At 60.9% G+C, this 21,930-nt stretch carries 11 protein-coding genes; 9 read left to right on the top strand and 2 right to left on the bottom strand.

All coding sequences use genetic code 11. The annotated features are described in order from the left end of the window. Positions 1-24 precede the first annotated feature (24 nt). The 9 genes from J3R75_RS10790 to J3R75_RS10750 all read left to right on the top strand — a co-directional run bounded on the left by J3R75_RS10790 (position 25) and on the right by J3R75_RS10750 (position 15,080). Complete coding sequence (locus J3R75_RS10790; RefSeq protein WP_307261532.1) at positions 25-1,890, top strand: polysaccharide deacetylase family protein; 1,866 nt, start codon at positions 25-27, stop codon at positions 1,888-1,890. Positions 1,891-1,950: 60 nt separating this feature from the next. Then, positions 1,951-2,325: an iron-sulfur cluster assembly scaffold protein gene (locus J3R75_RS10785; RefSeq protein ID WP_307261531.1), complete on the top strand. Its 375-nt coding sequence runs from the start codon at positions 1,951-1,953 to the stop codon at positions 2,323-2,325. Positions 2,326-2,511: 186 nt separating this feature from the next. Then, positions 2,512-3,879 (top strand): MBL fold metallo-hydrolase, encoded by a 1,368-nt coding sequence (locus J3R75_RS10780; protein WP_307261530.1) that lies wholly within the window; start codon positions 2,512-2,514, stop codon positions 3,877-3,879. Positions 3,880-3,926: 47 nt separating this feature from the next. Next, positions 3,927-5,915 carry a carbohydrate binding domain-containing protein gene (locus tag J3R75_RS10775; protein WP_307261529.1) on the top strand — a complete coding sequence of 663 codons (1,989 nt, stop codon included), beginning with the start codon at positions 3,927-3,929 and terminating at the stop codon, positions 5,913-5,915. A 414-nt stretch (positions 5,916-6,329) separates the two neighbouring features. Next, on the top strand, positions 6,330-7,778 hold the full coding sequence (locus J3R75_RS10770) for an FAD-dependent oxidoreductase (RefSeq protein ID WP_307261528.1): 1,449 nt from the start codon (positions 6,330-6,332) through the stop codon (positions 7,776-7,778). A 48-nt stretch (positions 7,779-7,826) separates the two neighbouring features. Beyond that, positions 7,827-8,525 (top strand): D-lyxose/D-mannose family sugar isomerase, encoded by a 699-nt coding sequence (locus tag J3R75_RS10765; protein ID WP_307261527.1) that lies wholly within the window; start codon positions 7,827-7,829, stop codon positions 8,523-8,525. A gap of 83 nt (positions 8,526-8,608) precedes the next feature. Next, positions 8,609-11,011 (top strand): DUF4962 domain-containing protein, encoded by a 2,403-nt coding sequence (locus J3R75_RS10760; protein WP_307261526.1) that lies wholly within the window; start codon positions 8,609-8,611, stop codon positions 11,009-11,011. A gap of 182 nt (positions 11,012-11,193) precedes the next feature. Continuing rightward, positions 11,194-11,907 carry a prepilin-type N-terminal cleavage/methylation domain-containing protein gene (locus tag J3R75_RS10755; protein WP_307261525.1) on the top strand — a complete coding sequence of 238 codons (714 nt, stop codon included), beginning with the start codon at positions 11,194-11,196 and terminating at the stop codon, positions 11,905-11,907. A 236-nt stretch (positions 11,908-12,143) separates the two neighbouring features. Further along, positions 12,144-15,080 (top strand): hypothetical protein, encoded by a 2,937-nt coding sequence (locus J3R75_RS10750; protein WP_307261524.1) that lies wholly within the window; start codon positions 12,144-12,146, stop codon positions 15,078-15,080. Between the two features lie 1,518 nt (positions 15,081-16,598). Here J3R75_RS10750 and J3R75_RS10745 read toward each other — a convergent pair. Both J3R75_RS10745 and J3R75_RS10740 read right to left on the bottom strand, forming a co-directional pair. Continuing rightward, entirely contained in the window at positions 16,599-17,282 is a 684-nt protein-coding gene (locus J3R75_RS10745; protein WP_307261523.1) for a DUF1559 family PulG-like putative transporter, read from the bottom strand. A gap of 697 nt (positions 17,283-17,979) precedes the next feature. After that, positions 17,980-21,636 carry an Ig-like domain-containing protein gene (locus J3R75_RS10740; RefSeq protein WP_307261522.1) on the bottom strand — a complete coding sequence of 1,219 codons (3,657 nt, stop codon included), beginning with the start codon at positions 21,634-21,636 and terminating at the stop codon, positions 17,980-17,982. Between the last annotated feature and the right edge of the window lie 294 nt (positions 21,637-21,930).

Below are 21,930 nucleotides of genomic sequence, written 5' to 3'. Positions count from 1 at the left end.
AATAACCACGCAGGAGTCCGCGCCATGCCGTCATCGTCCCGTTTCCGCCCGCTGTTCATTGGCGCCCTTATGGGCGCAAGCGTCGTGTTTGCCAACCCCCTGGGCTTCCGCGAATACGCGCAGCAGATCGTGGTCACCTTCCCCGACGCGGCCGCCGCCGCCGCCGCGCAGTTGCAGCCACGGCCGCTGCCGCGCCGCTACACCCTGCATTTCTCGGCGCGCTGGGACGACTCGACACCCGGCCACGCCCGCACCAACGCCGTCCAGGCACGGCACGGCATCAAAGGCACCTTCTTCTACAACGCCGCCAATGACGACCACGTGAAGCTCGCCCAGGACATCCTCGCCGCCGGCTCGGCCATCGGCCTCCACACCGTCAACCACCCCAACCTGAGCACCCTCAGCCCCAACCGGCAATTCTACGAATTCATGCGCAACCGCATCGTCCTGGAAAGCCGCGTCAACGCCTCGGTCGTCACTCAGGCACTGCCCTTCTGCGTCTATACCTCCCCTGAATCCTACACCCAGCACGACATTGGCCGCATCCTCCAGGCCGTCGGCGTCATCGGCACCCCCGAAGTCTTCTACCCCCACTTCGGACGAAACCTCGCATATCCGGCAAAGGCCTTAGCCGAATCCTACCCCCTGCGACCCGGCGATCGCGAGATCAACTTCGACAACTTCAACAAGTCCTTCGCGAAGGTCCTCCAGAACCGCGACGCGATGTTGGCACACCCGTCAGTCGCCGTCGGCATCCACTCCTGGCATACCGCGCAGGGCATCAAAGACCTCGAAACCCTCTACCGCGACAACGCCCACAATCCTGATTGGTGGTACGCCAACCACAACGACTACGGCGCCTACCGCTACGAAGCCCTCAACGCCCGCATCAGCAAACGCGTCGATGGCAATCGCGCAGTCTTCACCATCACCCGCTTCCGGCCGGAAGAACTCGGCGCCAATGTCCCACTGTGGCTGGAAGTCACCGGTGCCAAGCCCAGCGCCGTTGACCAAGCCGCTCTCCATGACGACCTCATTGAGCTGCCCCACGCTGCCAGCGTGGGCCTGCCCGATCTCTACGACGCCGTCAACGCCGACGGCCGCTCCGCCAAATTCCCCTTCCTCAGCGCCACCCTCACCCAGCCCGCACCGCAACAGTGGTCCTTCACCGTCACCAACACCGGCACCGAAACCCTCCAGGACCTCCAGGCGACCTTCATCTTCCCACCGCAATGGCCAAAACTGACCATCCGCAGCGACAAAGCGTCCCTCGCCCCCGGCGAATCAGCCGTCTTCACCGCCGAACAGGCCGAACCCAACCGCGCGCTCCGTTTCCAATTCGACCGGGCCTACTACGCCGCCAGAATCGACTTCAGCGCCAACGGCCGCCGCGGCCGCCTCTACGCCGATCTCTTCACCCCGCCTCCCGCAGACGCCCCGGCGCGCGTCGCCGACTGCGCCCGCGTGCTCTTCCCTGTCCCCGACGACTGCGATCTGGCCGCGCTCTCCACCCCCGGCAACGCGCCCGTCATCGCCGGCGCCGACGTCTTGCCGACCCACCCAGCCAATGAAGCCACGCCGGGCCTCATCAACACCGCCGTCAAAGACCGCAAACTCCGCGAGCTCAAAAAGCCTTTCGCCGCCATCGTCGAATTTACGCCGAAAGCCGCCGGGCCCATCCGTCTGCGCTCTAACGCAAAGGAGCTCTTCCTCAATGGCCAGGCCTTGATCAAAGACAAGCACGGCATCGTCGCCATCACGCCCCGCGATGGCCTCAATCGCCTCGTCTGCCAGAATGAACTCGGCAACGGCACGGTCTTCATCTACCTCAATGACGGCAACAGCGAGCAAACAGCCGTCACCATCCACCCGACCATCAGCGGTCAGTAAAACACCACAAGGAACAGCCCGGCCCTTTTACACCAGTCTTCTGACTCTCAGGAGCACACCATGACCAACAACACACCCTCCGAAAACAGTCCACGCCCACCCGAAGACGACCCCCTTTTCGGCCGCATGAATGACCCCACTGCCGCCGCTGTCATCAAGGGCGGCTGCGGCGATGAAATGGAATTCTATCTCTACATCCAGAACGACCGCATCGTCGATATCCGCTACTACACCGAGGGCTGCGACAATACCCGCGCCAGCGCCCAAGCCGTCGCCCGCCGAGCCAAGGGCCTAGCCATCACCGACGCTCTCGCCATCAGCGCCGGCGATATCATCCGCAGCGGCGAATGCGACCCCGCCGCAGGACGACACTGCGCCATCCTCGCCGTCACTACCTTCTACCGCGCTGTCGCCGATTACCTCCTCATGCCATGATGCAAAAGGACCTCTATCCGCATCCCCACCCATATACTTATCCAGCCCAATATGAGAATTATTCTTGACATCAGGCTATTGTAGCCGCCACCCGCAGGGACGCCGCCCCCGCGTGAAGCTTCCCCGATTCCGTTGGAACCATGTCTCCACCCATTGGCGCTCAACATCAGCAAAGGAGGAACGAGTATGCTGTTTCAACAATTCAAGGTCGACGGTCTGGGCTGTCTGTCCTACATGATCGGCTGCCCCGCCGCTGGCATTGCCTGCGTCGTCGACCCCGAACGCCATGTCGATCGCTACCTCCAGACCGCACAGGAAAATGGCCTGCGCATCACCCACATCTTCGATACCCATCTGCATGCCGACCACATCACCGGCAGTGGCGAACTGGCCGCCCGCACCGGCGCCGACATCTATGTGCATCCCGGTGTGGAAGCCGCCTACCCGCACAAGGACCTCCACGAGGGCGATCACTTCCGTTTTGGCGCCGGCGAAGTCGAAATCATCGAAACCTTCGGCCATACGCCTAACTCCGTCACCCTCGCCGTCACCGACCACGGCCGCTCCGAGGATGTCTTCGCACTCCTCACTGGCGACCTGCTCTTCGTCGGCGATATCGGCCGACCCGACTTGGCCGGCGCCGACCTGCTCGAAGAACAAGTCAAAAACCTCTACCACAGTCTCAACAAAAAACTCGAGCGCTTCCCGGATTGGACCGAGGTCTACCCGGCACACGGCGAGGGCTCCCTCTGTGGCAAAGGCATGAGCGCCAAACCCATGTCCACGCTCGGTTTCGAACGCCGCAATAACCCGTTGCTGAAAATGCCCTTCGCGCAATTCCACGAGGCCATGACCAAGGAATTCCAGGCGCGGCCAGACAACTTCGCCGTGATGGTCAGCAAAAACCGCCAGGGCCCCGCACCATTGGCCAAAGCCGCCCCCTTCGCGGCCATACCCATCCAACAGGTGGAAGAAGCCCTCAAACGCGGCGCCCGCATCGTCGACACCCGTGTCCCCAGCGCCTTCGGCGCGGCCTTCATCGAGGGCGCCGTCAACATCGGCCTCACCCCCGCATCCGTCAACTGGCTCGGCATGGTCATTCCCGCCGACACCGATATCATCGTTGTCGCTGACACCCCCGCCCGCGCCCAAGACGCCGCGTACATCTACCGCCGCGCCGGCTATGACCGCCTAATCGGCTACATCGGCGACGGCATCAGCAGCTGGGCCGCAAAAGCTAAACCACTCAACCACCTGCCACAAATCTCACCGGCTAGCCTCAAACGCGTCCTGCAAAAATACCCCGACCACGTCGTCATCGATGTGCGCACCGATGCCGAATGGAACGCCGGCCATATCGATTGCGCCATGCACATCCCCATCGGCCAAATCATCCAGAAAAAAGTCAATCTGGAGAAAAATGCCCACATCACCATCGTCTGCGCCTCCGGCTACCGCGCCAATATCGCCGGTAGTATCCTCAAGGCCATGGGGTATGACGATGTCTTTACCCTCATCGGCGGCATGACCGCATGGAATAACGCCAACGGCTGATTGGCGACGCCGTTGCCCCCGTCCCGAGTTACCCACCCTGGAGACCAATGATGAAAAAGATTGCCCTGGCACTGTCACTGGCCGCATCAATCCTGCTCGCCGCCGACGCAACCGCGCAACTGCTCCACAACCCGGGTTTTGAGGACCAGTCCGAAGACGGCGGCATCAGCCACTGGTCAGCCCAAGCGCCATTCTACAGCATCGACCGCAGCACCGCCCACAGCGGCGAAGCCAGCCTGCACTTCAATCACAGCGAGACCACGCCGTACGTCCTCTGCTCACAAAAAATCACCCTGGACAAAAGCAAAGAATACCGCTTCGGCTGCTGGGTCAAAAGCAGCGGCATGAAGGGCGGCGGGCCGACTATCTGCGTGCAGTGGAACGACGCCAATGGCAAATTCCTCGGCGGTAGCTACCCCAGCGGCATGAAAGACACCAACAGCGAGTGGAAAATCGTCGAGGGATTCATCAAGAAAGTCCCCGAAAAAGCCGCCACTTTCGATATCACCTGCTACGCCCGCAAAGGCAGCACCGGCCAGGCGTGGTTCGACGATGTCTTCCTGGAAGCCTGGGAACCGTCGCCACTCAGCCAAATGACCACGGACCACTACCGGCACATGAGCGACGGCACGCCCGTCACGGTCTTCGTCGGCGTCAATGTGTCCGCAGCCGTGCATAGTGAAACCCTCAAAGATCAGCCACTGCTAGTCATTGCTCCCGATGGCAGCCAACGTCGCTACCAGCCCACACGAGTCGAAACCGACACTCTGATCTTCACCATTCCCACCGCCGAGCTCGCACCCGGCGACTACAAGGTGCAATTCACCACCACCACGCCCAACACCAAGGAGCTGGTCAGCCGCTCGCTAACCATCCGCCGAGTCGCCACCATGCCGGAACGCAAAGCCTACATCGACCGCCACCAACGACTGATCCTCGACGGCCAACCCTTCTTCCCCATCGGCCTCTACTTCAGCGGCTGCAGCGATAAAGACATCGCCTACCTCCAAAACAGCGCCTTCAACTGCATCATGCCCTACGCACGCCTCAAACGCGATACCCTGGATAAACTCCACGACGCCAAGGTCAAGGTGATCTTCAGCGTCAAAGACTACTACGCCAACAAAGGTAGCACCAAAACTGCCGAAGAAGGCGCGGCCAAGGTGACCACCGACATCAACGAATTCAAAGACCACCCGGCCATCATGGCCTGGTACATCAACGACGAAATGCCCCTGTCTCGCCTCCCCGAACTCACCGCCCACCGCGATCTTGTCGAAAACCTCGACCCCGGCCGCCCCACCTGGGTCGTACTCTACCAGGTCGACGAAATCCGCGAATACATCCCCAGCTTCGATGTCATCGGCACCGACCCCTACCCAATCCCAACCGCCACCCCAGCCCGCGCCTTGGACTGGACGCAACGCTCCGCCAAAGGCGTCTTCGGCGCCCACGCCGTCTGGATGGTGCCACAGATCTTCAACTGGGCAGCCTACTGGAAGGGCTACGGCCACTCCGAAGAAGATATCGCCGCCTGCCGAGCCCCAACCCTGGCCGAAATGCGCGCCATGGCCTGGATGTGCGTCGCCGGCGGCGCCAATGGCATGGTCTTCTACTCGTGGTTCGACCTCGGCAGAATGGGCAAGACCATCGCCGACGGCGGCCGCGCCCTGCGCCCCGATCTCGTCGATCCCTTCGACAAACGCTGGGATGAGGTCAAACAGGTCGCCGCTGAGCTCAAAAACGTCGAAGATGTCCTCCTCGCCACCGACACCCCCCTGCCCATCGCCCCTTCAGCCGACACCGCGCCCGAACTGGGCTACCGTCTCTACGGCAAAGACGGCGACACCTGGCTCCTGGTCGTCAACAGCAGCCACGATAAAAGCGCCACCGGCACCTTCCAGGCGCCCGCGCCACTCCAGCAAATCATCCACCCGCGCACACCACCAAACCAACAGGGCACCGTCGCCAACAACACGATCAGTATCACCCTGGAACCCCTCCAACACGCATGGCTCTGCGTCAAAGCCCGCTAACGCCTCGCTCTCACAAAATCGGACCGATCAGACTGATCGGACCGATCAAGTCACCGGATTCGTCCGATCCGGCAGATCCGTCCGCGATAAATGACTGCTGATCCGTCCGCGATAACCCAATAGATGATCCGTCCGATCCGTCCGATCCGTCCGATCCGTCCGATCCGTCCGCGATAACCCAATAGATGATCCGTCCGATCAGACCGATCAACCAAATTCGGCCCGAAGGGCCGCACCATGCATAACCCCGGGTGAGGCGCCCGGAGGGCGCCGCAACCCGGGGTATGACAACAACCTGGATTTGCGCCCGGAGGGCGCCACATTGGCCAGGCACGTCGCGTCCCACCGCGCTGAAAGAGGAATTACTGGCATATAGTATCAATGGCTGACCGATTACCGAATACAGGAGCACCCATGTCGTTGATCTGCGGTGATGATTATGTGTGTGAAACTCGCGCCCGGGTTCTTGAACCCAGGGATGTCGTTGTGGCTGGCGGTGGCACGGCGGGTGTCGTCGCCGCACTGGCAGCGGCCCGCGGCGGTGCCAACACCATGCTCATCGAAGCCAAAGGCTTTCTGGGCGGAATGCTCACGGCCGGCAATGCCGGAATTACCATGTTTACAAAATTTTCCGGCAAGCCGGAAGAGCACGCGGCTGATCTGCAATGCCTGGCAACGGCGCCAGATGAGCTCCACGTCGCCAAGGGTATTCCGATGGAAATTGCCGAGCGGCTGCTCAAATGCGGTCACGCCCTGGGCAATAACAGCACGGTCGGCGCCTATCTCTTCACCAGCAGCGAGGACTTCAAGCGCGTCCTGGTGGACATGATGGAAGAAGCCGGCGTCACCTTGCGCTTTCACTCCATGATCGTGGATGTGGTCAAAAATGGCAACGCCATCGAAGGCGTCATCTTGGAGTCCAAGTCCGGCCGGGAAGTCGTCCCCGCCAAGCAGTTCATCGACGCGACCGGCGATGGCGACGTCGCCGTCCGCGCCGGCGCGGATTACACCGTCGGCGTGACCAAAGACGATGTGTGCGCCACGCCGGAAAAAATTGGCAAGATGCATCCCATGGGCGTCATGTTCAAAGTGGGCAATGTGGACTTCGACAAGCTCTTTGCCTACTTGGGCGAACACCGGGAATGTTATGCCAAGCAGCCCTTCGCCCGTTTTAGTTATGAGGAGGCCCTGGCGCGCTATCAGCGCGGTGAAATGACCGTCTTTGACGTGTTTCGGCAAGACCACTATCCCCGCCGCTTCCAAGTGTACAATCTTCCCAGCAAGGGCGTGGCAACCCTGTGCTGCCCCAGTATTGACAATATGGATGGCTGCAACGCCGATGACTTGAGCCGCGCCGAATGCATGATCGCCAAGCTGCTCTCCCGATGGCTGGATGGCATCCGCGAAGTTCCCGGCTTCCAAAACGCCTTCCTGCTCCAGGTACCCGAAATGGGTGTACGCGAAACCCGCCACATCCAAGGGGATTACCTGCTGGGCTTGATGGACATCTACAAGCAGAAGGAATTCACGGACTGCATCGGCTTCGGCGCACACCCGATTGACACCCAGCCGCGGCCGACATGGCTTAATGACCCTGAAACCAGCTATCCACCCCGCTGGTACTTCCAAATCCCTTTCCGATCGCTGATTGTCAAAAAGCTCGACAATCTGCTCGTGGCCGGCCGCTGCATCTCCGCGACTCACGAGGCCTTCGGCTGCATCCGCCCGACCGTGCAATGCATGGTCAGCGGCGAAGCCGCCGGCACGGCGGCAGCATTGGCGGTACAGCAGAATGTCCCCCTGCGGCAACTCGCCTGCCAAACCCTCCGTAACCAGCTCAAAGCCAATGGCGCCCGCTGCTGAACACTCCCGCCAACATTTTTACACCACCACAAGCATAGGACTACGACCATGCTGAAGCGCAGTCAGATCAACTACACCGTGGGTATCGCCAAAAGAGTCTTTGCCGAGCTGGGCCTGCGGCTGCCGCCCTTTGCCTACATGACGCCGGCTGATTGGCTGGCCGCCGGACCCGAATACGACGAAATCCGCGACTGCAATCTCGGCTGGGATGTGACAGACTTCGGCATGGACGACTTCGCCATGTATGGACGCTGTCTCTTCACCCTCCGCAACGGCAAAAAAAACGCCACCTACCCCAAGGCATACGCGGAAAAATTCATTCTTGACCCCGAAGGCCAGCGCGCCCCGGCGCACTTCCATCGCAGCAAGCGCGAGGACATTATCAACCGCGGCAGCGGCGACATTGTCATTGATCTGGCCAGCGCCACCCCCGAAGGCCAGAAGGACACCCGTCCGCTATCCATCGCCATTGATGGCATCCGCCGCACCATCCCGTCCCAGACCAAAGTCGTGCTCAAACCCGGCGAGAGCATCCACCTGGAACCCGGCACCATCCACTCCTTCTGGGGCGAAAAAGGCATCCTCATCGACGGCGTGCACTATACGGCCTCCGGCGAGGTCTCCAGTGTCTGCGACGACTTCAACGACAACTTCTTCCTCAATGGCGCCCCACGCTTCCCCAACATCGCCGAAGACGCCCCCAAAGACGTCTTCCTCTGCCACGAATACCCCAAACCTGGCGCGTAATTCACCATGCGCAACGCTGAAGTTGCCCCGGGGGCAAGAGCATTTGTTTTCCAAGCGTACCCAACACTGAAAGACGACACGCCATGACCAGCACCAACAGTCCCGTCCAGCGCTTCATCCGTCGCACCTTCGGCACCGCGCTGATCATCGGCACCGCGCTGACGGCCGGCGCGGCCGCCCCGCCCGTGAACGAAGCGCCGGCGCAGGCCAATGAATGGGGCTTCCGGCCGACCGACGGGCAGCGCAGCGAAGTCAACCCGCCAGCGTTCTCGTGGCGGCCGCAAGGGAAGGACGTCAGCTACATCCTCGAAGTGGCCACCGCGCCGGATTTCAGCAGCAGTCATTACCGCGTGGAAGACCTCCGCTACAACGTGCACTGCCCGCCGCAAGGCTTTCCCACCGGCACCTGGCACTGGCGTTTCGCCTACCGGACAAACGACGGCCAGCAGTCGCCTTGGAGCAGCACGCGCTCATTCAGCGTCGATGCCGACTCCGCAACCCAGCCCCTGCCCACGCGCGCGGAGCTCGTGAGCCGCGTGCCCACCGCGCATCCGCGCATCTTCATCCGCCCCGAGCAGCTCGCCGACCTGCGACAGCGCGCGCAGACCGACCTCAAGCCCATCTTTGACAATCTCTGCAAACAATGCGATGCCATGCTGGCCAAGCCGCCGCCAACCGCCGAGCCGCCGAAATACCCGGAGGGCATGGTGCGCAACAGCGACGAATGGCGGGAAATCTGGTGGGGCAACCGCGTCTATACCATGAAAGCCCTCGACGGCGCCGCCACCCTCGCTTTCACCCGCCTCATTGGCGGCAAGGACGAATACGGCCAACTCGCCAAGCGCATCCTCATGGACTGCGCCCAGTGGGACCCCAAAGGCGCCACCGGCTACCGCTACAACGACGAAGCCGGCATGCCCTACAACTCCCGCTTCGCCCGCACCTACAGCTATGTCTATGACCTCCTCAGCGAAGACGAACGCGCGCAATGCCGCGACCTTATGCGCAGCCGCGGCGAAGAAATGTACCGCCATCTCTTCCCCCGGCATCTCTGGTCGCCCTACGCGAGCCATTCCAACCGTGCCTGGCACTTCCTCGGCGAAGTCGGCCTGGTCTTTCTCGGCGAAATCCCCGAGGCCGAAGAATGGCTGTGGTTCGCCATGAATGTCTATGCCTGCGTGTACCCGGTCTGGTCGGATGCGGACGGCGGCTGGCACGAGGGCGTGTCCTACTGGCGCAGCTATCTCGATCGCTTCACCTGGTGGGCTGACATCATGAAGAGCGCCATGGGCGTCAACGCTTTCGCCAAACCCTACTTCGCCAGCGTGGGCTACTACCCCATGTACCTCCAGCCGCCGGGAACCAAGGACGGCGGCTTCGGCGACCTGGTCGAAAATCAGACGCCAGACAAAAACGCCACGCTCGTCAGCATCTTCGCCACCCAGGCGCAAAACCCCTATTGGCAGTGGTACGTCGACGCCGTCGGCGGCGCCAAGCCGCAGAACAACTACGTCGGTTTCGTGCGCGGCGCCATGCCCGCCGTAACGGCGAAGCCCCCGTTCGACCTGCCGTCATCGCGCTGCTTCCGCGGCACTGGCCAGGCCATGCTCAACAGCAACCTCTTCGGTGGCCAGGACAATGTCCAGGTCGTTTTCAAATCCAGCCCCTTTGGCACCCAGAGCCACGGCTATGAGTCCAACAACGCCTTCACTTTCAATGCCTACGGCGAACGGCTGCTGATCCGCACCGGCCGCCGGGACAGCTACGGCACCGACCACCACAAGAACTGGATGTGGGAGACCAAATCCGTCAATGCCATTGCCGTCAATGGCCAAGGCCAGACCAAACACTCCGCCAATGGCCAGGGCGAAATCACCGACTTCGCCTGCACGCCCCTCTTTGACTACGTCGCCGGCGAAGCCGCCAAGGCCTACGACGGCCGCCTCAACAGCTTCAAACGCCGCATTCTCTTCTGCAAACCCGACGCGGTCGTTATCTTCGATACCCTCGACGCCGTCGAGCCTGCGACCTTCGATTTCTTCCTGCACACCATCAAGCCCATGGACATCCGTTCCCAGCAGGACATCCGCGTGCAAAACAACGGCGCGGCCTGCCAGGTCGCCATGCTTTGGCCTACCGACTTGGCCATAACCCAGAGCGATAAATTCGACCCGCCGCCAAGGCCCCGCATCAAGGTCGTGGAATACCACCTCACCGCCCAGACCAGCCAGCCACAACGCCAAACCGAATTTGTCACCGTCATCAGACCATACCGCGCTGACAACGATCTGCCCGGCAACGCCACCCTGGAAAAAACGCCCAACGGCTTCGCCCTGTCCATCCCCGTCAAGGCTGCCACCGACCACGGCAACACCGCCCCGAACACCCTCAAGGTCACCTTCAACCCAGCCACCGACAACGTACAGGCTCTCCTCCTGGACAACACCGAGCGCCTCATCGGCAGCTTCACCTCAGAGAATAAATAGGCACGCACAAGAGCCCCAGGCATCTCCTGGAAGCAGCTAGTATCAATGGCTAACCAATCACCAGGTCCAAAACTTTCGTACTGCCAGGACCTTGCACTTTCTCGCTAAAATGGGTACAATAGGTTTGTCTTTTCGATTTTGAAATGATGTGGTATCAGGCATCCCTTGAGGAGGAAACTGTCATGCGTACACGTCGTTCATTTACTCTGATCGAACTGCTGGTCGTCATTGCGATTATCGCCATTTTAGCTGCAATGCTCTTGCCCGCACTGGCCAAAGCCCGCAACAAGGCGCGGACCATATCCTGCGTCAGCAATCAGAAGCAAATCCTCCTCATTCTGCGCATGTACATGGACGACTATGAGGGCCTGATCAAAAAACCGCAGTATATCGGATACCCGCTGGCCGGCCCCAATCCCTTCACCGGCTCGGGTGGCTACAACGTGTCTTGGGGACGCCTGCTGCGCGATCTCAATTACACGACCGATCCGCCCGCAAACAGTTCCTACGGCGTCGGCGGCACTTTCCGCTGTCCAGGCGCAGCCGAACCCACCCGTGGCGCCTACGGTCTCGTCGGAAGCCAAAAAGGCGGGACCGACAGCAGCTACGGCTGCGCCGCCTACGTCAAAAAGGCCGTTCATCCCAGCACCACGCTAATCCTCTCCGAAACGACCTGCACCTACTGGACGCAACCTAACCTGTGGACCTGGGGCGCGGAATACGTCGGCAATGTCCACAAGTTTTTCCCGTCTCACGACGGCGGTTCGTCTATCGTCGCCGGCTTCCTGGATGGCCGCGCCGCGCGCCTCCCAGCCTACACCAGCATGGAAAATGTCACCGACAACGGCGTCTTCGATCCCACCTCAACCGCGACACCTATGTACCCCCTGAATTGAGCGCACAGCCGCGCGCAACGCGATTCATCCTGGCCGGCCTCCCGCCAGCCCAATACTGGCGGCAAGGACGGCTGCATTATTTTCTGGCCCAGACGCCCCGGCGCGGCCAAGGAATGCCGCGCCCCATGCGTTTGCTGACGTGGTGTAGCGCGCCTGCACAACGCCGCCCCGCATCACAACCAGCAAGCAAGTCCACCCGGAGACCGTCCATATCGTCCTAAATGGAGAAAACGCTCATGGCAACCCTCAGTCGTTCCGCGCTGTTTCTGGCTTTTTGTCTGTCGCTGCCGCTTTTCGCCCAACCGCGTTTCCCGACGCCAGCGGAGCTCGGCGACGCGTCAAACTGGCGCAAGAACACATCGGGGTCCATGAGCATCAGTCAAGACGGCGATGCCGTGCGTTTCGCCGTGCAATTCTCCGGCGGCGACCGCTGGGCCTACCCGGGCTTTCCCCTGCAGCAGGGCCAGACTCTCAATGGCGTGACCGCAATCAGTTTCGAACTCAAGATTGAGCAACAGGACGCTCCGCAAGAGTTCGCTTCCAGACTGGTAATGCTTGACGGCTATGCCAATGGCTGGTATGGCTACAACCTGCCGGAGCCCGGCGAATGGCAAAAAATCACCGTGCTGCTCCCCGACCTCGATGGCACGCCCAAGGAGGGCATCCGCGTCCTCCGCATCGGCATGAATCCCAAACAAGACACCCTGACCTATTCAATACGCAATCTCTCACTGGAAGGGACGCCCCGCATGGACCAAATCAAACCACGCATCGCCACTGACGCCCCCGGCACTGTCTTCATCGAAAAAGAAGCGCCGACCTTCTCCGCGAATGTCGATCTGCCCCAATGCCACTACGTCCTCAAAGACTGGCTGGGCGCTGAACTCGGCCAAGGCATCTGGCCTGAACACGCCGGCGACAAGCTGGTCCTGACGCCCCTGCCGCCCGGCTATTACCACCTCGAAACCAGCCACCCCGGCGAAACGCAGTTCCCGCCCTTCACCTTCGCTGTGGTCATTGACCCCGCAACGCGCGTCGTCAATCACGACGCCTATTTCGCCATCGACACCGCACAGAGCTGGGTCGCCCGCCCCGGCAGCTTCGACTGCCCCTATTATGACGGCGACAGCTACCTGCTGATCAGCGAGCTGGTCTACCGCGCGGGCATTTACCACGTCCGCGAAAGGCTGGGCTGGCGGGAAGTCAGCCCCAATCCCGGCGAGTACAACTACTCCTACTACATGACCAACGCCGACTACCTGCAAAAACGCCATATCATCATCAGCGGCATGTACCACGACACGCCAATATGGGCCAAGCCCATCACGAAACTGCCCAGCGATCTTTTGGCCACCTACACTTTCGCCAAAGACACCGCCACGGCCTTCGGCGACCGCATGGGCAACTGGGAATTCTGGAACGAACAGGATATCAGCTTCGCCCCCGAACCCGCCTGGGACTACGCCGCCGCCATGAAGGCCGCATACCTCGGCTTCCGTGCCGCCGACCCGAAGCGCATCGTCGCCCACGGCGCCATGTGTACGCCATCCAAAGGCGCCTATCACTACAATCTTTACGCCAACGACATGGGCAAATTCTGCGATATCATTAACTACCACACCTACAATCCACTGTCCAACTACCCCAAACTCATGCAGGATCTGCGGGAGTTCCGCGCCGAACAGGGCTTGGAACAGCGCGCCATTTGGTTCACCGAGCACGGCACTAACTCCGAAGGCCACTCCGAGGCCGACGGTGCCCGCAAAGGCATGAAGGCCCACAGCCCCGACCAGGAGCTGATCATGACCGAGTTCTTCCCCAAATCGCAGATTCTCATGATGATGGAAGGCGTATCACGCGACTACTACTTCGTCTTCCCGCCCTACAATGAGCGCAAGGGCGTCAAAGACTGGGGTATGATGCGCCGCGATGGCTCGGTGAAACCCAGCTACGCCGCCATGGCCGCCATCACTGCACAACTCAATCTCGCCACCCTCCAGGGCGAACTCGGCGTAGACGACGCCCTCCGCGTCTTCGTCTTCAATCAGCCCGACGGCAAGCAAACCCTGGTCTTCTGGAGTATCTCCGACCTCGATACCGCGCCGTTCAATGCCATCGCCCGCCCCGACAAGCTCTACGCCCACGACTTCACCTTGCCACTCGCCAATGGCCAGTACACCATCACCAACACCGTCGGCACCGCCACCACCCTGGCCGTCGCCAATGGCCAGGCGCAGCTTAACGCCACCCGCTACCCGCAGTACCTCGCCGGCGTCAGCGGCTTCACTGCCGACAAAGCAAAGGTCCCCGCCGGTAAAATCGACCCCTATACCCCCGCTGCCGACGAAGACCTCACCGTCATCATCCGCGCGACCCTCAACGACGAAGACTTCGACATCAGCAACCAGAAAGCCTCCGCCAACCTCGACAAACTCCAGGGCCGCCTCACCATGGAAATCTGGAATCTCGACGCTCAGCCCAAAACCGCCACCCTGCAAATCAGCGGCGGCACCCTAAGCGACCTGCCGGCGTCCATCGCCCTCCCCGCCTTCGGCAAGCAGTCCATTGAAACGGTCTTCACGCCGGAACTGCCAGAGCGAGGCTACGAAGCGCCAATGGTCGTCCAGGCCATCGCCAACGGCAAAAAATCCAGCCGCCTGCACATCCCCGTGGTCATGCGCCGGCTCTTCATCGAAAACAGCGTGGCCGTCCCCCTGCAAACCGACAAGCCCGAAAACTGGCGCAAAAATACCTCCGCCGATCTCTTCTCCGTCACCTGGGACGAACAGGAAAAGGCCCTGCGCTTCGATCTCGAATGGACCAACCCCGAAACCGATCGCTGGTTCTACCCCGAATACGTCCTCAAGCTCCCAGCCGAAAGCTTCGCCGGCGCCGAAATGCTCAGCTTCGATGTCAAATCCGTCCAAGACAAGGTCGAAAATGACTTCAAGCACAACCTGGTCATGCTGGTGCAGGAAGATGTCCACGAACGCGGCCAAAGCGTCAATTTCTCCTACTCACCGCCGCTGACCCAATGGGAAAACCGCAGCATCCCACTCAACAACAAGGACAATAGGCTGGCCGACACCAAGGTCCTCCGCATCGGCGCCAACCCCATCGGCATGAAAATCAGCTTCTGGATCAAAAACGTCTGCCTGCTCAAAAACAAATAGGCGGCTGAGTGACACAGGCAGAGAAGCCCTAATGTGCGCAGGCGACCACAGCAGCTCGCGGCCGTGGTGCGGGCGTCTCGCCCGCACCGTCGAGCGCCACGGCATGCCGTGGCGCTACTGAGTTTGGCGCGTTGCACCCTGCGCCCGTCTCCCAATGCGTCGCGCGCCCCGCACTCCCAGCCGTGGAGTGGGCGTCTCGCCCACTCCGACAAGACGGCTCATTAAACCGCACTCGTCATCCACGCCGACCGTAGCGCGTACATATCGCGGCCGTGGTGCGGGCGTCTCGCCCGCACCGTCGAGCGCCACGGCATGCCGTGGCGCTACTGAGTTTGGCGCGTTGCACCCTGCGCCCGTCTCCCAATGCGTTGCGCGCCCCGCACTCCCAGCCGTGGAGTGGGCGTCTCGCCCACTCCGACAAGACGGCTCATTAAACCGCACTCGTCATCCACGCCGACCGTAGCGCGTACATATCGCGGCCGTGGTGCGGGCGTCTCGCCCGCACCGTCGAGCGCCACGGCATGCCGTGGCGCTACTGAGTTTGGCGCGTTGCACCCTGCGCCCGTCTCCCAATGCGTCGCGCGCCCCGCACTCCCAGCCGTGGAGTGGGCGTCTCGCCCACTCCGACAAGACGGCTCATTAAACCGCACTCGTCATCCACGCCGACCGTAGCGCGTACATATCGCGGCCGTGGTGCGGGCGTCTCGCCCGCACCGTCGAGCGCCACGGCATGCCGTGGCGCTACTGAGTTTGGCGCGTTGCACCCTGCGCCCGTCTCCCAATGCGTTGCGCGCCCCGCACTCCCAGCCGTGGAGTGGGCGTCTCGCCCACTCCGACAAGACGGCTCATTAAACCGCACTCGTCATCCACGCCGACCGTAGCGCGTACATATCGCGGCCGTGGTGCGGGCGTCTCGCCCGCACCGTCGAGCGCCACGGCATGCCGTGGCGCTACTGAGTTTGGCGCGTTGCACCCTGCGCCCGTCTCCCAATGCGTCGCGCGCCCCGCACTCCCAGCCGTGGAGTGGGCGTCTCGCCCACTCCGACAAGACGGCTCATTAAACCGCACTCGTCATCCACGCCGACCGTAGCGCGTACATATCGCGGCCGTGGTGCGGGCGTCTCGCCCGCACCGTCGAGCGCCACGGCATGCCGTGGCGCTACTGAGTTTGGCGCGTTGCACCCTGCGCCCGTCTCCCAATGCGTCGCGCGCCCCGCACTCCCAGCCGTGGAGTGGGCGTCTCGCCCACTCCGACAAGACGGCTCATTAAACCGCACTCGTCATCCACGCCGACCGTAGCGCGTACATATCGCGGCCGTGGTGCGGGCGTCTCGCCCGCACCGTCGAGCGCCACGGCATGCCGTGGCGCTACTGAGTTTGGCGCGTTGCACCCTGCGCCCGTCTCCCAATGCGTCGCGCGCCCCGCACTCCCAGCCGTGGAGTGGGCGTCTCGCCCGATCTCGCCAAGCAAGCTCAGCGCACTCGCCCCCGTCTCCCCATCGCGCGCCAGGCACGTCCTTAGTCGTTCTTGCCGGTCTTGGTCCACCACCACATATTGCCGCGGGCCTGCAGCACTTCTTTTTTGTAGAAGGCCGCATGGCCATCGACGTGGCCCACGTTGCAACCGCCGTTGTGCAGGTTAGGAACATGAATAGACGGCACAGCACTTTGTATGGGGGGACCGAACAATCCTTGCAGACCCGAGGCCGATCCGCGACCATCACCCAGCATGATCATGCTCGACGGATGCGGTATCTCCTCACGCGTCACCGGACCGCCACGAGCATCGTTCTTGGCCGGGGCAAATCCCAGTCCGCCACGAGTGGTATAACTACCCGAGTAATCCCAGCAGTAATAATTCCAGCCATAATGATTCGACCTAGTCGTGGTAATGCCACTCCATGACGGCAATATCTTACCACTAGCATTGGAAGGGCAAGTGTAGACTTTCTCATCGCCAGTGTAGCTAATCAATGCGTCATGCCACCATTGCAAATTGACGGCAGCCGTCGGCAACATATCGACATTGTCGTCCGCGTACATGTTGCTCGCCAAGGCCATCTGCTTGATATTCGATGTGCAGGAGATCGTCCGCGCCTTCTCCCGCGCCTTGCTCAAGGCCGGCAACAGCATCGCCGCCAAAATCGCGATAATTGCTATCACCACCAGCAACTCAATCAGGGTAAATGCTATCGTCCTCATCGTCATCTGCTCCTTTCACTTCGCGACCCGTTTTACAGGACGGCCTGGGATTGTGATTGTTGATATGCGCGAAAATTATCAAAAAAAATGCGGGGAACATTTCAAGCACATGTCATTGGTGCCAATAACGTCATGGCTGATGATATGATAACAACTTTTTTCTGCAATAGCAAGACCATCATACTATAAAAAAACCGTCGTGCGGTCAATTCTGCGTGATAACTAGCCGATGCTTCGCGGTTACGCAGAAATGAAATATATATTTCATTTTTATGATATAAATAAATCATAAAAACACACTTGAGTCACCCCCGAGCGCAATCTGTCCCCTATTGCTACCCGTTGCTACCCTGCCGGTTATTTTCATCTCCCACTTGCCGCCGGGACGGCGGCGCTCCCAGGGCGGACCTTGCCGCCGGGACGGCGGCGCTCCCAGGGCGGACCTTGCCGCCGGGACGGCGGCGCTCCCAGGATGTCCTCGACTGCTATCGACTGCTATCGACTGCTATCGACTGCCATCGACTGCCATCGACTGCCATCGACTGCTATCGACTGCTATCGACTGCCATCGACTGCTATCGACTGCTATCGACTGCCATCGACTGCCATCGACTGCTATCGACTGCTATCGACTGCCGCCGGGACGGCGGCGCTCCCAGGGCGGCACCATGCATCACCCCGTCAGGGGAACCCACGTTCAGTCAGTTGCCGTTTTTTGGAATAGCCAGTAGCCCCGGCCAGGCGCGAACGGCCCGTTGGTTGGCAACGGCGCGACATGTTTTTCGGCCGTCAATCGCCAGAGAAAGCTCGTCGCATTACCTGCGGACAGCCCTAACGACGTCTCGTCACTGCGCAGGCCGACAAGCTGCCAGCCGTGAATATATTCACGTTGCTCCCACTCCCGGCGACCGCTGACTGTCCGCGACAAATTGCCCGGCACGGCCGGCAGATAGCACCAGAAGCCATCGCCGGCACGTAGGCTCGTGGCGAGGGCGTAGAGCCCCCTGCTGTTGTCCCAGCGCCAGATGTCGGCGCCAGGGCCCAATGCCCCCAAGAGCTGCTCCAGGCCAGCCGCGTCCAAGGCGTAGGGCATGGCCAAAAGCTGCCAGCCTGCCTGCAAGGCGCAGCCTGGAGCGCCGTCGCGCGGCCACAGAGTCAAAAGACTCTGCTCCATAGTCGGGAGCCAAACAGAAATGGTCTTTATATCGGACGTCATGCCACCGCCGTCTTTGGCCTGAACCGTGCTGATTACACTGTTTACCGCCGCCGCAGGGGCGATAAAGGTCCACCCCGTGTCAGACTGCATCCACTGTCCATCCTTAGCAGTAAATTCCAGCACCAAGAACTCCAGCGTGTCTTCCACATCGGGATCACTTACCACAAAAGCCGTGTGCGGCACTTCGATGCCGGCAATGACAACGGCGGGATAACTGCTGATCACCGGCGGGCGATTGACATTTTCCACCACCACGCTGATATCCAGTCGCGCATTCGCACCGGCCTTATCCTTGACCAGACAGCCAAACACAATGGTGCGTTCGGCCACGCTTTGATCGCGTTGCACCAGGTCGTAACCCGGCGTGAAAGTGAGTTGCCCCGTCGCGCTGTCGATTTTCACCCATTTCGGGGCACCAGCCGCAAGGCTGAAGCTGATCGCGTCCACGTGAGGCTCTGGATTGCGCAAGTCCACGTCATCGGCATAGGCCTTGAGTTGTTGGGATTGCACGGTCTGGCCTTCGCTGACAGTATAGCTGGTCAGCGCCGCAGGCACATCGGCCAGCCAGTACGGTGAGTCGTTCACGCTGTTGACAGTCACATTCACCGTATAGCTCTCAGACCAGTCGGCACCGTCCCAGAGGCGAAAGACGAAGGTCTCCTCGCCAAAGTAGTTCTCCGCCGGAGTATAGCGAATGGCATACCAAGCCCGCTGGGCATCGGGCCCGATGAATTCGATGTTGCCGTAGAGTGGCGCAGTCAGCACTTCTGGCAACGCATCATCGCCATCGGCATCGCTGTAAACCATGGGCAGGAACAGTGGCACATCCTCATCCGTCGGCAAGATAAAGGTCCGCTCCGTCGGTACGACCTGGCCACCCAGCGTGGTCAATACGGGCGCCTGCTGAGTCGGCATCGGCACCTCCGCCCGGAAGAGATCCTTGCCGCCGTTCGTGTCGCGAACGTCTAGGTTGCTGGCAGCGCTGACAAAGACCACGTTGTCGCCACGCGTTGACAGGACCAGCGAGACATCCATATCGCAGTCGGCATTGCCCAGCACGCCATTCATCACGCTGGCAACACGCTCACGCTGGGCGCTAAAATCGTAGCTGTACGCTTGGTTTTTGCCATTGCCGCCAAGACGCACGTACGCAGCGATCCGACCATTGCCGCTAAGTACCGGACTGCAGCTACTCGCCATGACAACGGACAGTACTCGATCCTGGCGATCGGCGCCACCAACGGCAATGCGCTTGCAGATCACGCCGCCCTGGCCATCGTCCTGCTGCACCAACGCTGTGGCGCCACTCATGGACAATGACGCATAGCGAACGCCACCAAGCAGCAAAACGGAATTGCCAGGCGTTGAGCCGAAATATGCGTACAGCGAGTACGACTGAGTATCAGCAGTCCTGGCCAGAAAGATAGCTGTTTGGCCATCACGGCTCAACGACGGATTGATGACGTCAACGGTACCGGCCGGCAACGGCAAACTAGTTTCCGTACCCCCACGACGTAAGGTCAATCCACCGCCTTTTTTGTACAGTAGGACATCGCCGGCATAGCTCACGGCTATCGGCGCATAGCTGTCAACGCCTTCGGTAATGACTTCGCGGGTGCCAGCGTTGACTTGGTAGTCATAAAGCAGACCTTCGCTCGTGACAAAAAACACGTGCCGACCATCGCCCGAAAGACAGGCGCTATAGCTATTCTTGCCCGTCGCCACTGACACCGAGTAGGTCTTGGCGCGAGACACATCCCGCAGGTACACACGACTGCTGATGGCGGAGATGGACTCCGCAAGCAAATCCGCGTCGCTGACAAAGGCAACGCGAGTGCCATCCGCCGACATCGTCAGGCCATAGTAATCCGCCGCGCCCGGCCAGAATGCCCCGCCGCCAGTCAACGACAGTACATCAATGACGCTGTCGTTGACCGTGATAGAAAAAGCCAAGATCTCGCTGCTGTATTGACCGTCAACAAGTTGTACCTCCATGCGGTAGGTCTTGCCAACATCCGCATCAGTGGCGCTGTAGCTCCAGGGCAAGGGAGCACTAGTAAGTGAATATTGTGTGCCTAAGCTGATGACATTACCGTTGCTGTCGCGAAAAGTCCCAGCCGGTACAGACGTCCCAGGCGCTACCCGCATAACTAGCTTGGTCGACGCTGACGGCGCGTCAACTATCAGCGACAGGACCTTTTCGCTTGGCGTCTGAACATGATTGTCGACTGTGAGCGTCGGCCCCACATCGGCCAGCCATACCTGCGGCTGGGTCACACCGGCAATGCCAAGATTCGTCGCCGAACTGACAAAGGCTATGTAGCGGCCATTAGGCGAAATCGCCGGCACCAGGGAGTCCTGGTTCGCCCAGGCCGTCGCGAACTTACTCACCGGGCGCTGTTCACCCGTCTCCCGGTCAAAACGCCAGACCTGCTGGACGCCATCCTTCGTGGCCTTGGCGCAAAAGACAACATAGCGGCCGTCATAACTCAACTGCGGCGCATTAGCATCATGGAGATCCCGGCTGCACAGCTGATAGCTATACCCGCCGCCATCAGCCGGGCTGGCGACGTAGACGCGAGAGCCTGTGCCGGCTGATGGTACATCCGCCAGCGAGGCAATCGTCGAGCGGAAAGCAACCACACCGTTGCTCGCGGAAACCGCCACCTCGGCGTCCACTTCCGCAGGGCATACGCTCAGAGCGACTTCGCTCAGACGACTGTTGCTCAAATCATAACTGAAGATGCCAATGCCCTCGCCTCGCCCCGTGCCGGCAAAATACACCGTGCGGCCGTTGTAGTTCGTCGCAATGCCCCGGCCATCGTAGGCGGGAAGGCCCTCTGCGCCAGCCGGGAGGACGAGATCAGCCTGCGCCGTCAAAGACGACGCTGTCACCGCATAGCTGCGAATTGCCAGCTTGCCCCGCTCGTACACGAAAAGACGAGTGCCATTGGCGCTGCAGCACAGCCGCGAGAACTCAGACAGCTGGATGCCAGTAAGCTCCACGCCAGCAATGGCGTCCTCCGACAGTTGGCGCAAAAAAGGATAATTTGACCCAGCTAGATCACTAGTCTGCTCCTGCCGCAGCGCATTAAATATCTGGCCATCGCGGTCCGCTGCCAACGCCCAATTGGTCAACGGCCATTCCCTGCCAAGCCCAAAGGCAAATTCGTTTCGACCGGAAAAAAGTACGCTTGCCTTCGGACTGGCCGCCAGCGGCCAAATACTGTAGGCCCCGCGGAAAAGGGTCTCGCTGCTAGCGTATTCCTGCATGACAGCAATAAAAGCCACGCGACTATCATCGAAAACCAATGGCCGAAAATACACCCCCTGGCCAAAGCCGCTGCCATTGGCCAGCATGGCGCCTGCGCCATCCCGTCCGGCCAGATACACAGCCGCTCCAGGTAAGGGCGACACCCCAGCGGCAAAGAT

It is taken from the genome of Oligosphaera ethanolica (assembly GCF_030814695.1).
GTDB classification, from domain to species: domain Bacteria; phylum Verrucomicrobiota; class Lentisphaeria; order Oligosphaerales; family Oligosphaeraceae; genus Oligosphaera; species Oligosphaera ethanolica.
The sequence above is the reverse complement of the archived record's forward strand: the minus strand, read 5'-3'. Positions and strand labels throughout refer to the sequence as shown.

What these genes read in the sequence shown, in the direction of transcription:
- J3R75_RS10765 (WP_307261527.1), top strand. Translation starts at nt 7,827, where the DNA reads ATGCTGAAGCGCAGTCAGATCAACTACACCGTGGGTATCGCCAAAAGA.
- J3R75_RS10780 (WP_307261530.1), top strand. Translation starts at nt 2,512, where the DNA reads ATGCTGTTTCAACAATTCAAGGTCGACGGTCTGGGCTGTCTGTCCTAC.
- J3R75_RS10760 (WP_307261526.1), top strand. Translation starts at nt 8,609, where the DNA reads ATGACCAGCACCAACAGTCCCGTCCAGCGCTTCATCCGTCGCACCTTC.
- J3R75_RS10775 (WP_307261529.1), top strand. Translation starts at nt 3,927, where the DNA reads ATGATGAAAAAGATTGCCCTGGCACTGTCACTGGCCGCATCAATCCTG.
- J3R75_RS10770 (WP_307261528.1), top strand. Translation starts at nt 6,330, where the DNA reads ATGTCGTTGATCTGCGGTGATGATTATGTGTGTGAAACTCGCGCCCGG.
- J3R75_RS10745 (WP_307261523.1), bottom strand. Translation starts at nt 17,282, where the DNA reads ATGAGGACGATAGCATTTACCCTGATTGAGTTGCTGGTGGTGATAGCA.
- J3R75_RS10790 (WP_307261532.1), top strand. Translation starts at nt 25, where the DNA reads ATGCCGTCATCGTCCCGTTTCCGCCCGCTGTTCATTGGCGCCCTTATG.
- J3R75_RS10750 (WP_307261524.1), top strand. Translation starts at nt 12,144, where the DNA reads ATGGCAACCCTCAGTCGTTCCGCGCTGTTTCTGGCTTTTTGTCTGTCG.
- J3R75_RS10785 (WP_307261531.1), top strand. Translation starts at nt 1,951, where the DNA reads ATGACCAACAACACACCCTCCGAAAACAGTCCACGCCCACCCGAAGAC.
- J3R75_RS10755 (WP_307261525.1), top strand. Translation starts at nt 11,194, where the DNA reads ATGCGTACACGTCGTTCATTTACTCTGATCGAACTGCTGGTCGTCATT.